This is a genomic window from Burkholderia sp. Nafp2/4-1b (genome assembly GCF_003635165.1).
Taxonomy (GTDB): domain Bacteria; phylum Pseudomonadota; class Gammaproteobacteria; order Burkholderiales; family Burkholderiaceae; genus Burkholderia.
Genome location: NZ_ML058604.1, coordinates 167,093 through 180,817 on the forward strand (window position 1 = coordinate 167,093; position 13,725 = coordinate 180,817).

Below are 13,725 nucleotides of genomic sequence, written 5' to 3' on the forward strand. Positions count from 1 at the left end.
ACTGACCGATCCGTCAGGTAGGAGGCAAGATGGCAACGGCCAGAAAAGCGCCGGTCAGGCGTGCGACTCCGCTCGCCGCGCGTCCGGCAGGCAAGCGCGCGCCAGCGGCGAAGGCGGACGCGGCGCGCGCCGTGCCGAATGGCGCGCTCAACGGTCATGCGAAGCCCGCGCGCACGAAGGGCGCGGACGCGGCGCAGCCGGAGGTCGCGATGGCGGCTGCCGACGCGGCCCGCAAGGTGCGGGCAGCCGATGCGCCCGGCGACGGCGCGGATGATGTCGTGCGTCCCGCATACTGGGACAAGGCATGCGCCGATCTCGTCAAGCGCGACCGCATCCTGAAGAAGCTGATCCCGAAGTTCGGCCCCGCGCATCTCGTGAAGCGCGGCGACCCGTTCGTCACGCTCGCGCGATCGGTCGTCGGCCAGCAGATATCGGTGCCGTCGGCGCAGGCGCTGTGGGCGCGCATCGAGGATGCGTGTCCGAAACTCGCGCCGCAGCCGGTGATCCGGCTCGGCGCCGACAAACTGATCGCGTGCGGACTGTCGAAGCGCAAGACCGAATATATTCTCGATCTCGCGCAGCACTTCGTGTCCGGCGCGCTGCACGTCGACAAATGGACGTCGATGGACGACGAGGACGTGATCGCGGAACTCACGCAGATCCGCGGCATCAGCCGCTGGACGGCGGAGATGTTCCTGATCTTCAACCTGTCGCGGCCGGACGTGCTGCCGCTCGACGATCCGGGCCTGATCCGCGCGATCAGCGTCAATTATTTCAGCGGAGAGCCCGTCACGCGCAGCGAGGCGCGCGAAGTGGCCGCCAACTGGGAGCCGTGGCGTACCGTCGCGACCTGGTACATGTGGCGCAGCCTCGACGCGTCCGACGCCGACGCCGATTGACGGCTATCGGGTTTTAAACATCAATAGTTGAGAACCGGTCTTGCGCATCGTCCGCGCGGGTAGAATACGCGCTGCCGCAAGACCCAAGGATTCGAACACATGAAGACCACGTTTCTGGATTTCGAACAGCCGATCGCCGAACTCGAGGCCAAGATCGAAGAGCTGCGGTTCGTGCAGGACGACTCGGCTGTCGATATTTCGGAAGAAATCGAGCGGCTTTCGAAGAAAAGCCAGCAACTGACGAAGGACCTCTACGCGAACCTGTCGCCGTGGCAGGTCTCGCAGATCGCGCGGCATCCGCAGCGCCCGTACACGCTCGATTACGTCGCGGAACTGTTTACCGACTTTCACGAATTGCATGGCGACCGCGCGTTCGCGGACGACGTGTCGATCGTCGGCGGTCTCGCGCGCTTCGGCGGCCATCCGTGCATGGTGATCGGCCATCAGAAGGGCCGCGACACGAAGGAACGCGCGGCGCGCAACTTCGGGATGCCGCGTCCGGAAGGCTATCGCAAGGCCGAACGTTTGATGCGCCTCGCCGAGAAGTTCGGCCTGCCGATCTTCACGTTCGTCGATACGCCGGGTGCGTACCCGGGCATCGGCGCGGAAGAGCGCGGCCAGTCGGAAGCGATCGGCCGCAACCTGTACGTGATGGCCGAGCTGAAGACGCCGATCATCACGACCGTGATCGGCGAGGGCGGTTCGGGCGGCGCGCTCGCGATCGCGGTGGCCGACACCGTGATGATGCTGCAGTTCTCGACCTACTCGGTGATCTCGCCGGAAGGCTGCGCGTCGATCCTGTGGAAGAGCGCCGCGAAGGCGCCCGAGGCCGCGGAAGCGCTGGGCCTGACCGCGCATCGCCTGAAGGCGCTCGGCCTGATCGACAAGATCATCAACGAGCCGCTCGGCGGCGCGCACCGCGATCCGAAGGGCATGGCCGCGCTGCTGCGTCGCGCGCTCGCCGATTCGCTGCGCCAGTTCCAGGGCATGAGCATCGATGCGCTGCGCGAGCGCCGCTTCGAGCGCCTGATGGCCTACGGCAAGTTCAAGGAAACCACGCCCGGCGCATGACCGGCGTGTTCTCATCGCGCGCCGTCCGGCGCGCGCTTCTCTCGTGATCCCCCCGACCGAATTCTCCGCCGACCGCGTCGTACTCGATGCGGTCGGCGTCGCGCTTGCCGATCTGCCGGCCGATGCGCGCATTGCGATCGCGTACAGCGGCGGCCTCGACTCGACGGTGCTGCTCGACGCGGCCGTGCGCGTGGCCGGTGCGTCGCGTTGCGTCGCGCTGCACGTGCATCACGGCCTGAGCGCGAACGCCGACGCATGGGTCGCGCATGCGCAGGCTACGGCCGAACGGCTCGGCGTCGCGTTCGAGTCGGAGCGTGTCGACGTGCCGCGCGACAGCGGGCTCGGCGTCGAGGCGACCGCACGCGAGCGCCGCTATGCGGCGCTCGATGCGATGGGCGAGCGCCACGGCGTGGCCGCGCTCTGGGTCGCTCAGCATGCGGACGACCAGGCGGAGACCGTGCTACTGCAGTTGTTGCGCGGCGCGGGAATCGCGGGCCTGGCCGCGATGGCGCCGCGCTATCGGCCCGACGGCGCGCGCATCGAGCGCGTGCGACCGCTGCTGCGATTGTTGCGCGCGCAACTGGAACGCTATGCGACCGAGCGCGAGCTCGCGTGGATCGACGATGAATCGAACGGCGACACGCGCTATGCGCGCAACGCGTTGCGCATCGACGTGCTGCCGACGCTCGCCGTGCATTTCCCGGGCTTTCGCGATGCACTCGGCCGCGCGGCCCAGCACGCGGCCGCCGCGCAGCGGCTGCTTGACGATCTCGCCGAACTGGATTTCGCCGGCGCCGCGCGCGACGACGGCCGCGCGCTGTCGCGCGATGCGCTGGTTGCGTTCGACGACACGCGCGGCGCGAACCTGCTGCGGTTCTGGATGCGCCGCCTCGGCTTGCCGAGCGCATCGGCCGGCCGGCTTGCAAACATGATGCGGCAACTGCGCGCCGCGCACGACGCGCATGCGCTGCGCGTCGATCACGCGGGGCAGTGCCTGCGGCTCTATCGCGATACCGTGTACTGGGAAGCGGGCGACAGTGCCGAGCCGGCCGACGACGGCACCGGCTCGCCGCATCCCGAGTCCTCGCTGGCATGGGACGGACAGGAAGTCTGGCACGTGCCGGCATGGCGCGGCACCTTCGTGTTCGCGCCGGCCGAGGCCGGCAGCGCCGGCGCGGTGCCGGAGGCGCTGCTGCGCGGCGCGGCGCTCGTTGCGCGCGCCCGCGCGGGCGGCGAACGGTTGCGCACGTCGCCCGGTGGCCCGGGCCGTACGCTGAAGAACCTGTTCCAGGAGCGCGGCGTGCCGGCCTGGCAGCGTGACGTGCCGCTGCTGTTCGCGGGCGAGCGGCTCGTCTACGTGCCGCGGCTCGGTGTGAACCATGGCGACGGGCTTGCCGGCGACGGGCTTACCGGCGACGGGCAATCCGGCGAAGGCGGGTGGCGGCGGATCGAATGGCGTCCCGACCTGCTGATCGCGTAGCGGCGTCGCGCTTCCGGCAGCACGATCGTGCGCCGGTTTTCACCATTTGGTAAACAGCGCCGGAACGCCTGCCAAACCGGCGAGCGGCTTGTCAAGCGGGCCTCTATCGGGTACGCTCGGACGTTTGCTCGGCTCGATTTTTGAGCGTTTTGTGCAGGTTTTCCGCGTGACGTACCCGGTTTGCGCGGCCTGATCGGCCTTCCGGGCAAAATCCGTCACGCTTGCGTGTTGCGTCCCAGCCGTCCCCCTCGTCGTCCGTCCACAGCCACAAGCCGCGTGACCGAACGGCAACGCGGCCTGCCCAGCGCGCCCGTGCGGCTTCTCCTCCAGTTCAGAACGACAATGGCACTCATCGTACACAAATACGGCGGCACTTCGATGGGCTCGGTCGAGCGCATCAAGAACGTCGCGAAACGCGTCGCAAAATGGCATCAGGCCGGGCACCAGATGGTGGTCGTGCCGTCCGCGATGTCCGGCGAAACCAACCGTCTGCTCGGTCTCGCGAAAGAGATTTCGAGCCAGCCGAGCCCGCGTGAGCTCGACATGATCGCGTCGACCGGCGAGCAGGTCAGCGTCGGCCTGCTGTCGATCGCGCTGCAGGAAATCGGCGTCGAGGCCGTGAGCTACGCCGGCTGGCAAGTACCGATCAAGACGGACAGCGCGTTCACGAAGGCGCGCATCCACTCGATCGACGACGAGCGCGTGAAGGCCGATCTGAACGCCGGCAAGGTCGTGATTATCACGGGCTTCCAGGGCGTCGATCCCGACGGCCACATCACGACGCTGGGCCGTGGCGGCTCGGACACGTCGGCGGTGGCGGTCGCGGCCGCGCTGGATGCCGAAGAGTGCCTGATCTATACGGACGTCGACGGTGTCTACACGACCGACCCGCGCGTGGTCGAAGAGGCGCGACGCCTCGATCGCGTGACGTTCGAGGAAATGCTGGAAATGGCCAGCCTCGGCTCGAAGGTCCTGCAGATCCGCTCGGTCGAATTCGCCGGCAAATACCAGGTGAAGACGCGTGTGCTGTCGAGCCTGACCGATCCGCTGATTGCGCTCGACGAAGAAATGCGCTCGGGCACCCTGATTACTTTTGAAGAAGACGAGACCATGGAAAAGGCAGTCATTTCCGGCATCGCGTTCCAGCGCGACGAAGCACGCATTGCGGTGATGGGCGTGCCCGACAAGCCGGGCATCGCGTATCAGATCCTCGGCCCGGTCGCCGACGCGAACGTCGACGTCGACATGATCATCCAGAACCAGAGCGTCGAAGGGAAGACGGACTTCACGTTCACGGTCGGTCGCGGCGATTACCAGAAGGCGATGGACATCCTCACCAACCAGGTGCAGGGCCATGTGAGCGCCGAGCGCGTGCAGGGCGACCCGAAGGTGTCGAAGGTGTCGGTCGTCGGCGTCGGCATGCGTTCGCACGTCGGTGTCGCGAGCAAGATGTTCCGCACGCTGTCGGAAGAGGGCATCAACATCCAGATGATCTCGACGTCCGAAATCAAGATTTCGGTGCTGATCGACGAGAAATACATGGAGCTGGCCGTCCGCGCGCTGCACAAGGCATTCGAGCTCGACCAGCCCGCGTGAACTTGCTCGTGATGCATTGAAGAAAATGCATCACGGAAATTGACGCACGGTTCGAAACCCTATATTATCTCGTTCTCGTCGCACTGCCTCCCTGGTGCGAGCGAAAGTTTGGGAGACGTGGCCGAGAGGTCGAAGGCACTCCCCTGCTAAGGGAGCATCTGGGCCAAAACCTGGATCGAGGGTTCGAATCCCTCCGTCTCCGCCAAAAGCGGTGACAAAGCCCCGCAAGTTCTCGGACTTGCGGGGCTTTTTCTTTTTCCGCCGCCGTTTCCCACTCGCCGCTCGCGCGGTGCCACGCTTCGTCCGCACAGCCAATCAATGCTCGACTTCAGCGACGCGCATGCGCTAAATAGGCGTATCGCCTCGCGCGGCTCACGTTGGAGTTCCGGCACGCATGCATTCCGTCCTGACCATTCTTTCGCATCGGCCCGTCGACGGGCTCGTCGACAATCACGCGCGTTATGCGCACGAGCATGGCTACCGGCACGCGATCGTCGACGGCACGCACGTCTACGGCGAGCGCCAGCAGGTGCTGCACAAGTACCACGCGATCATCGCGCAGCTCGCCGCGATGAAGCAGGGCGCTTTGCTGCTCGTACTCGATCCGTTCTCGGTCGTGTTCGGCGAGCATGCGTTGCCGGATGTCGCGCACGGCTATGACGCGATCGTCACGACGCAGACGTCGAAGTCGCCGTTGCCCGCGGCGAGCGGCATGATCTTTCGCAACGTGCCCGACGTGCGCGAACGCCTGCGCACGCTGGCGCTCGAGCTGGGCAAATGGGCGATGCGCGTGCCCGAGCGGCAGCACGGGTGCGAAGCGACGCTGCTGGCGGAGACCTTTCCGCCGCTGCCGTTCGACCAGCCGCTCGCGAACGGGTATTACGCATCGGCCCAGACGGTGTGGGGCGACGGTCATGCGATCGACGCGGTCGTCGACGCGCGGCCGCTCGTTGCGCATCAGGCGCCCGAATGGCGGCACGTCGACGGCGTGTGGGCGCCGACGCCCGACTACGATTTTCGCTACGTGGTCGCGCTCGTCGACGATGCGACGCGCGTGCGGCGGGGCGATCAGCCGCGCGCAATGGACGACTGGCGCGCCGCGCAACAACGCATGCGCGAGCCGGCGCGGCATCTGAACCCGGATGCGGACATCGCATTCGTGAGCCTGCACACGTCGCACATTGCCGGCTACGGCGACCTTCACGAAGAGAACTTCGTGCGCTACTGCACGCGACACGGCTATGCGTACCACGCGTATCGCGAACCGCCCGCGTTCCTGCCGGCCGGCGTCGATGCGAACTGGGCGAAGCTGCACCTGATCCGCGCGCACCTAGCGGATCACGCGTTCGTGTTCTGGGTCGACGCGGACATCCTGGCGATCGACCAGCGCCAGACGGTCGACAGCGTGATCGACGGTCGCGATTTCGTGATCGGCACGGATCACACGGCGTGGGCGATCAACTCCTGCATGATCGGCGTGCGCAATGTCGCGCCGATGCGCGAACTGGTCGAGCGCATCTGCGCGCGCATCGAGAGCTTCGACGATCGATCGTCGGTCTACGCGAGCGGCGGCGACCAGCAGGCGATCTATGTCGAACTGCTGGACGCGGGCATGATCGACGCCCGCTACATCGTCGACGCGATGTCGCTCGCCTCGTCGCCGGTCTATGCAACGCGCGACAGCCGCTTCGTCCATTTCCCCGCGCAACACAACCACTATCGTGCGGTGACGATGCGCGTGTGGGACCGGTTGAGCCATGACCGCTAATGGATTGAACGCAGAGGGTGCCGCGATTTCCGAAGTCCGGAATCGCGGCGATCGATGCGCATTGCAATAAAAACGAAAGTATCAATGTAAGGTTTAAATCGCTCTCGTCATCGCTCCCCACATTCTGTCGTTGCGCCCGCCGTAGCGACCCCTCAGAAAAAAATGCGGCGTTGCACCGATTTATACCAACGGCAGCATTGACCAATACAAAAAATTACGCATAAAAATCATTGGTCTAGCTACGCGGTGCAAAATGAACTCCTGCTGCGCTGCAAAAAATATTCGATCGCCGTATGCTGGTTAACCCGATTGCGCTTGAGCGGCGTCAAGGTTTGCCCTGATTCCGCTTTACATTTTGCCAACATTGGCGATCCACGAAATCTATCTGTCGATTTGATTTCGTTCCCTTCGTCACGCCTGTTCCCGATGCAGTGCGCGACCTTCTCAAGGCCTGTTGACATGCATGATTTTCCCTTTCTGAGCCTGGCGATCTGGGTTCCGATCCTGTTCGGCGCGTGCCTGCTGCGTGCCGGTTCCGACCGTCATCCGCGGCGCACGAGACTGCTCGCACTCGTCGGCGCGCTCGCCGGCCTCGCCGCGGTCGTGCCGCTCATCACGGGTTTCGATTCGCACTCGGCCGCGATGCAGTTCGTCGAAACGCGCGACTGGCTGGCGGCCTTCAGTGCCGGTTGGCGCGTCGGAATCGACGGCGCGTCGCTTTGGCTCGTCGTGCTGACCGCATTCACGACGCTGATCGTCGTGATCGCGTCGTGGGAATCGGTCACCGTGCGCGTCGCGCAGTACTACGCGTCGTTCCTGACCCTGTCGGGGCTGATGGTCGGCGTGTTCGTCGCGCAGGACGGGCTGCTGTTCTTCATCTTCTTCGAGGCGACGCTGATTCCGCTGTACCTGCTGATCGGCACGTGGGGCAGGGAGCATCGCGTGTACGCGGCCGTGAAGTTCTTCTTCATCTCGTTCGCGGGTTCGCTGCTGCTGTTGATGGCGATGCTGTACCTGTTCGCGAAGGCGCATACGTTCGACATGAACGCATGGCGCACGCTGCAGCTCGGCTTCGCGCCGCAACTGCTGGTGTTCCTCGGCTTCTTCGCCGCGTTCGCGGTCAAGGTGCCGATGTGGCCCGTTCATACATGGCTGCGCGACGTCTACACGGACGGCCCGACGGGCGCCGCGCTGATGCTCGCGATGCTCAAGCTCGGCGGCTACGGCTTCCTGCGCTTCGCGCTGCCGATCACCCCGGACGCGAGCCACTTCTTCGCGCCGGCCGTGATCGCGCTGTCGTTGTTCGCGATCGTCTACGCGAGCCTGATCGCGCTCGCGCAGACCGACCTCGGCAAGCTGCTCGCGTATTCGACGGTCGCGCACATGGGGATCGTCACGCTCGGGCTGTTCCTGTTCAACCGGATCGGCGTCGAAGGCGCGATCGTGCAGCTCGTGTCGTACGGCTTCGTCGCGGGCGCGATGCTGTTGTGCGTGAGCGTGCTGGTCGATCGCACGAAGCAGCGCGAGATCGCCGCGTACGGCGGCGTGGCCGGCGTGATGCCGCGCTTCGCGACGTTCGCGGTGCTGTTCGCGATGGCCAACGTCGGCCTGCCGGGCACGTCGGGCTTCGTCGGCGAGTTCATGGTCATCATGGGCGCGATCCGCTTCAACTTCTGGATCGGCGCGATCGCCGCGCTGACGCTGATCCTCAGCGCGTCGTACACGCTGTGGATGGTCAAGCGCGTGGTGTTCGGCAAGGTCGCGAGCGCGCGTGTTGCGAAGCTGGCCGACCTGAGTCGCCGCGAGATCGTGATGTTCGCGTCGCTCGCGCTGATCGTGCTGATGGTCGGCGTCGATCCGAAGCCGTTCACCGATGCGATCGATCCGACCGTCGGACGGCTGATCCAGGACGCGAGCCATTCGAAGGTGCCGGTCGGAGACGCCGACGCCCCCGCGCAGCCGGCGTTCATGGCAGCGGTGCACGGCTGATCGCGTGACGTCGCGCACGTCGGGTCGCATCGCGCGCCGATGCGGCCGTCGTCGCGCACCTGCATCGGGGCGGGGCAGACGCGATCCCGCCGGCAGCTGATCTGCGGCCGGCTTGCGGCCATCTTTTGGCTGCGTGAAATCGCCCCGCGACAATCTGTCTCACAGCAGATTTTGCAATGATGATTTGCCGCAGTCGCCGGTTTTTCATCGCGCCCGCGCGACGTATGATTCGGCCACTTTCGTGGATCGAATGCGCATCGGGCATACGCAAACGGATTCAATGACCCTCGGGCTGTGTGATGAAAAGAAGAGCTTCAAGAGGCTGTACGGCGCTGATGTCGATCGGCGCGGCGCTGAGCCTGTCAGGCTGTAATTTAGATGTACTAAATCCGAAAGGAAGCATAGGCGCCGCCGAAAAGGCGCTGATCGCCACCTCGACATGGGCGATGCTGATCGTCGTCGTGCCGGTGATCCTGCTCACGCTGTGGTTCGCGTGGCGTTACCGCGCATCGAACCGCAACGCCACCTACGCGCCGAACTGGTCGCACTCGACCGCGATCGAAGTCGTGATCTGGACGGTGCCGACGCTGATCATCCTGTTCCTCGCCGTGCTCACGTGGAAGACCACGCACGAGCTCGATCCGTACAAGCCATTGGAGTCGTCGGTGAAGCCGATCGACGTCGAGGTCGTCGCGCTCGACTGGAAGTGGCTGTTCATCTATCCGGAACTCGGCATCGCGTCGGTGAACCAGCTCGCGATTCCGGTCGGCACGCCGGTGAATTTCCGCATCACGTCGGATTCGGTGATGAACTCGTTCTTCATTCCGCAGCTCGGCGGCCAGGTCTACGCGATGGCCGGCATGCAGACGCGCCTGCATTTGATCGCCGACGAAGCCGGCGACTACGCGGGCACGTCCGCCAACTTCAGCGGCCGCGGCTTCTCCGACATGAAGTTCCGCACGCTCGCCGAGCCGCGCGAGCAGTTCGACGCATGGGTGCAGAAGGTCAAGGCTTCGCCCGACCGGCTCGACGCGACCGCGTACGGCACCGTCGCACAACCGAGCGAGAAGGCGCCGGTGCGCTACTTCTCGTCGGTCGACCCGCGGCTCTTCCACAACATCATCGCGAAATACAACGATGGCCACGTCCTCGATCTGAAGGACGCCGCCTGCGGCACGAAGGGGTAACGCATGTTCGGCAAACTCACATTAGCGGCGATCCCGTTCGATCAGCCCATCATCATGGTGGCCGGTGCCTTCATGGGGCTGGCCGTGCTGGGCGTTCTCGCCGCGCTGACGATCACCGGCCGGTGGAAGTGGCTGTGGACGGAATGGCTGACGACGGTCGACCACAAGAAACTCGGCGTGATGTACATCATCGTCGCGCTGATCATGCTGCTGCGCGGCTTCGCCGACGCGATCATGATGCGCATGCAGCTCGCGCTCGCGTACAACGCGCCCGGCTACCTGCCGCCGCACCACTATGACCAGATCTTCACGGCGCACGGCGTGATCATGATCTTCTTCATGGCGATGGTGTTCATGGTCGGCCTGATGAACCTGGTCGTGCCGCTGCAGATCGGCGCGCGCGACGTCGCGTTCCCGTTCATCAACTCGCTGTCGTTCTGGATGACGGCGGTCAGCGCGATCCTGATCAACATCTCGCTCGTGATCGGCGAATTCGCGCAGACGGGCTGGCTCGCGTATCCGCCGCTGTCGGAGCTGCAATTCAGCCCGGGGGTAGGGGTCGACTACTACCTGTGGGCGCTGCAGATCTCGGGCGTCGGCACGCTGCTGACCGGTGTGAACTTCTTCGTGACCATCATCAAGATGCGCGCGCCCGGCATGACGCTGATGAAGATGCCGGTGTTCACGTGGACGGCCCTGTGCACGAACGTGCTGATCATGGCGTCGTTCCCGATCCTGACCGCGACGCTCGCGCTGCTCGGCCTCGACCGTTACCTCGGCATGCACTTCTTCACGAACGAAGCCGGCGGCAATGCGATGCTGTACCTGAACCTGATCTGGGCGTGGGGCCATCCGGAGGTGTACATCCTGATCCTGCCCGCGTTCGGCATCTTCTCGGAAGTCATCGCGACGTTCTCGAAGAAGCCGCTGTTCGGCTACAAGACGATGGTGTACGCGACCTGCGCGATCATGGTGCTGTCGTTCCTCGTGTGGCTGCATCACTTCTTCACGATGGGTTCCGGTGCGAACGTGAACGCGTTCTTCGGCATCATGACCATGATCATCGCGATCCCGACCGGCGTGAAGGTGTTCAACTGGCTGTTCACGATGTACCGCGGCCGGATCGAATTCACGACGCCCGTGCTGTGGACGATCGGCTTCATGGTCACGTTCACGCTCGGCGGCATGACGGGCGTGATGATGGCGATCCCGGGCGCGGACTTCGTGCTGCACAACAGCCTGTTCCTGATCGCGCACTTCCACAACGTGATCATCGGCGGCGTGCTGTTCGGTTATCTCGCGGGCTTCAACTACTGGTTCCCGAAGGCGTTCGGCTTCAAGCTGAACGAGAAGCTCGGCAAGGCGGCGTTCTGGTTCTGGCAGGTCGGCTTCTACGTCGCGTTCGTGCCGCTCTACGTGCTCGGCTTCATGGGCATGACGCGGCGCCTGAACCACTACGACAACCCGGCGTGGCATCCGTGGCTGCTGGTCGCCGCGTTCGGCGCCGTGCTGATCGCGATCGGCATCGCGTGCCAGTTGCTGCAACTGGTCGTCAGCATCCGCAACCGCAACCTGCCGGAATACCGCGACACCACGGGCGATCCGTGGGGCGGCCGCACGCTGGAATGGGCGACTTCGTCGCCGCCGGCCGACTACAACTTCGCGGTGATTCCGCACGTGCGCACGCTCGACGCGTACGCCGACATGAAGGCGCGCGGCGACGGCCGGCCGAACCCGGCGGCGATCCGCGACATCCACATGCCGTCGAATACCTGTGCGGGCCTCGTGGTCGCGATCTTCAGCCTGGTGCTCGGCTTCGCGCTGGTGTGGCACATCTGGTGGATGGCGATCGGCGGGCTGGTCGGCATCGTCGCGACGCTGGTGGTCTACAGCTCGCGTGACAACGACGGCTACTACATCCCGGCGACGAAGGTGCGCAAGATCGAAGAGAAGCAACCGGCGGCGCGCGTGGCCACGCATGTCGACGACGTGGAACTGGAGGCCAACTGATGTTGCAGAAAACCTTGAGTGCAACCCTGCTCGAGCACGACGACCATCCGCCGTCGCACTCGGTGTTCGGCTTCTGGCTGTACCTGATGACCGACTGCGTGATCTTCGCGGCGCTGTTCGCGACCTTCGCGGTGCTCGGCAGCCAGTACGCGGGCGGGCCGACCGCGAAGGACCTGTTCGACATCCCGGGCGTCGCGGTGGAAACCGCCGCGCTGCTGCTGTCGAGCATCACCTACGGCTTCGCGATGCTTGCCGCATACAAGCAGCGGCGCGGTGCGCTGCTCGCATGGCTCGCGGTGACGTTCGTGCTCGGCGCGGCGTTCCTCGCGATGGAGCTGCGCGAGTTCTCGCACCTGATCGCGGAAGGCGCGGGCCCGCAGCGCAGCGCGTTCCTGTCGGCGTTCTTCACGCTGGTCGGCACGCACGGGCTGCACGTGACGGCAGGTCTCCTGTGGATGCTCGTGCTCGCCGGGCAGATCGTGATGCGCGGCGGCGACCTGACCGATCGCGACCTGCGGCGCCTCACGTGCCTGAGCCTCTTCTGGCACTTCCTCGACATCGTGTGGATCTGCGTGTTTTCCTTTGTCTATCTCGCGAGCGTGATCTAAATGGCCCATTCGCATTCGTCTCAACTCGAAGAAGGGCACGGCAGCGTCGGCGGCTATGTCGCCGGTTTCATCCTGTCGGTGCTGCTCACCGCCGCGTCGTTCGGCCTCGTGATGGGCGGCGTGCTGTCGCCGCACGCGTCGCTGATCGCGCTTGCCGCGCTCGCGTTCGTGCAGATCGTCGTGCACCTCGTGTACTTCCTGCACATGAACGCTTCGTCCGGCCAGCGCTGGAACGTGATGGCGTTCAGCTACACCGTGCTCACCGCGGCGATCCTGATCGTCGGCACGCTGTGGGTGATGCACAACGTCAGCATGAACATGATGTCGCGTTGAGCGGCGTCGCGGCGCGATGCGCCGGTCATGTAGAAGCGGCACGCACGTGCCGCTTTTTTTTCGTCCGCGGGATCCCGGCGCGCACCTTCGACGGCGTTGGCCTACGGACGCGACGAACCGGCCGGAAGCAGTATGATGCGGCGCGGCGAGCACGCATTCGAGCGGCGCGTCAGGCCCGAACGCCAAGGCGCGGCGGCGGGGAGAGGCTGCAGCCTCCGCTCCGGGCCGCCAATTGTTACAAGACGTTAGCGCACCCTTCCGGTTGCGATGCCGCGCATCAGTTCTTACAAACTTGAAATATGCGGGGCCGGTGCTTGCCGCTATAGTCGAATCACACATGAAACAACTCGAAGAGGAATCCATGAAGACTTTGCGTGTTGCCTCGCTCTTGACCGGTATGACGGCCTTGCTCGTGTCGGGCGCAGCAATGGCGGGAGTCAATGTCGGGATCAACGTCGGCGTGCCGGCTCCGGTCTACGTCGCACCTGCGCCCGTGTATGCGCCGCCGCCGCCGCCGGTCGTCTACCAGCCGGCGCCTGTCTATGCACCGGCGCCCGTCTATGCGCCGGCACCGGCGATCGTGATCGGCTGGCACGGCGATCGCTACTGGGACGGCCGCCGCTACTGGGGCCGCGACGACTGGTATCGTCATCATGGCCGCGGCTGGGGCGGCGATCGCGATCGCGGTCACTGGGATAACGGCCGCCATAACGGCTGGCGTTGACCGGCACGCGGCGCACGCCCGACGCGTGCGCGCAGTGAAAGAGAACCGCCCGCGTGGCGG

At 65.2% G+C, this 13,725-nt stretch carries 11 protein-coding genes and 1 tRNA gene; all 12 read left to right on the forward strand.

All coding sequences use genetic code 11. The annotated features are described in order from the left end of the window. Positions 1 to 29 precede the first annotated feature (29 nt). Positions 30 to 899 carry a DNA-3-methyladenine glycosylase gene (locus tag C7H84_RS13750; RefSeq protein WP_121859298.1) on the forward strand — a complete coding sequence of 290 codons (870 nt, stop codon included), beginning with the start codon at positions 30 to 32 and terminating at the stop codon, positions 897 to 899. Between the two features lie 99 nt (positions 900 to 998). Further along, positions 999 to 1,970: an acetyl-CoA carboxylase carboxyltransferase subunit alpha gene (locus C7H84_RS13755; protein WP_039364696.1), complete on the forward strand. Its 972-nt coding sequence runs from the start codon at positions 999 to 1,001 to the stop codon at positions 1,968 to 1,970. 43 nt (positions 1,971 to 2,013) lie between these two features. Then, positions 2,014 to 3,450: a tRNA lysidine(34) synthetase TilS gene (gene tilS / locus C7H84_RS13760; RefSeq protein WP_121859299.1), complete on the forward strand. Its 1,437-nt coding sequence runs from the start codon at positions 2,014 to 2,016 to the stop codon at positions 3,448 to 3,450. A 342-nt stretch (positions 3,451 to 3,792) separates the two neighbouring features. Then, a complete protein-coding gene (locus C7H84_RS13765) occupies positions 3,793 to 5,046 on the forward strand; it encodes an aspartate kinase (RefSeq protein ID WP_041490469.1) in 1,254 nt (417 codons plus the stop codon). A 111-nt stretch (positions 5,047 to 5,157) separates the two neighbouring features. Beyond that, a tRNA-Ser gene (locus C7H84_RS13770) sits at positions 5,158 to 5,251 on the forward strand. Positions 5,252 to 5,440: 189 nt separating this feature from the next. Then, positions 5,441 to 6,814 (forward strand): hypothetical protein, encoded by a 1,374-nt coding sequence (locus C7H84_RS13775; RefSeq protein WP_121859300.1) that lies wholly within the window; start codon positions 5,441 to 5,443, stop codon positions 6,812 to 6,814. A gap of 459 nt (positions 6,815 to 7,273) precedes the next feature. Next, positions 7,274 to 8,803: an NADH-quinone oxidoreductase subunit M gene (locus C7H84_RS13780; RefSeq protein ID WP_121859301.1), complete on the forward strand. Its 1,530-nt coding sequence runs from the start codon at positions 7,274 to 7,276 to the stop codon at positions 8,801 to 8,803. Positions 8,804 to 9,102: 299 nt separating this feature from the next. Beyond that, positions 9,103 to 9,990 (forward strand): ubiquinol oxidase subunit II, encoded by an 888-nt coding sequence (gene cyoA, locus C7H84_RS13790; RefSeq protein ID WP_121859303.1) that lies wholly within the window; start codon positions 9,103 to 9,105, stop codon positions 9,988 to 9,990. A gap of 3 nt (positions 9,991 to 9,993) precedes the next feature. Beyond that, on the forward strand, positions 9,994 to 12,000 hold the full coding sequence (gene cyoB / locus C7H84_RS13795) for a cytochrome o ubiquinol oxidase subunit I (RefSeq protein ID WP_121859304.1): 2,007 nt from the start codon (positions 9,994 to 9,996) through the stop codon (positions 11,998 to 12,000). Beyond that, complete coding sequence (gene cyoC / locus C7H84_RS13800) at positions 12,000 to 12,608, forward strand: cytochrome o ubiquinol oxidase subunit III (protein WP_121859305.1); 609 nt, start codon at positions 12,000 to 12,002, stop codon at positions 12,606 to 12,608. Before cyoB ends, cyoC begins: the two co-directional genes overlap by 1 nt. Next, entirely contained in the window at positions 12,609 to 12,941 is a 333-nt protein-coding gene (gene cyoD / locus C7H84_RS13805; RefSeq protein ID WP_121859306.1) for a cytochrome o ubiquinol oxidase subunit IV, read from the forward strand. Between the two features lie 361 nt (positions 12,942 to 13,302). Beyond that, entirely contained in the window at positions 13,303 to 13,665 is a 363-nt protein-coding gene (locus C7H84_RS13810) for a hypothetical protein (protein ID WP_121859350.1), read from the forward strand. Positions 13,666 to 13,725: the final 60 nt, after the last annotated feature.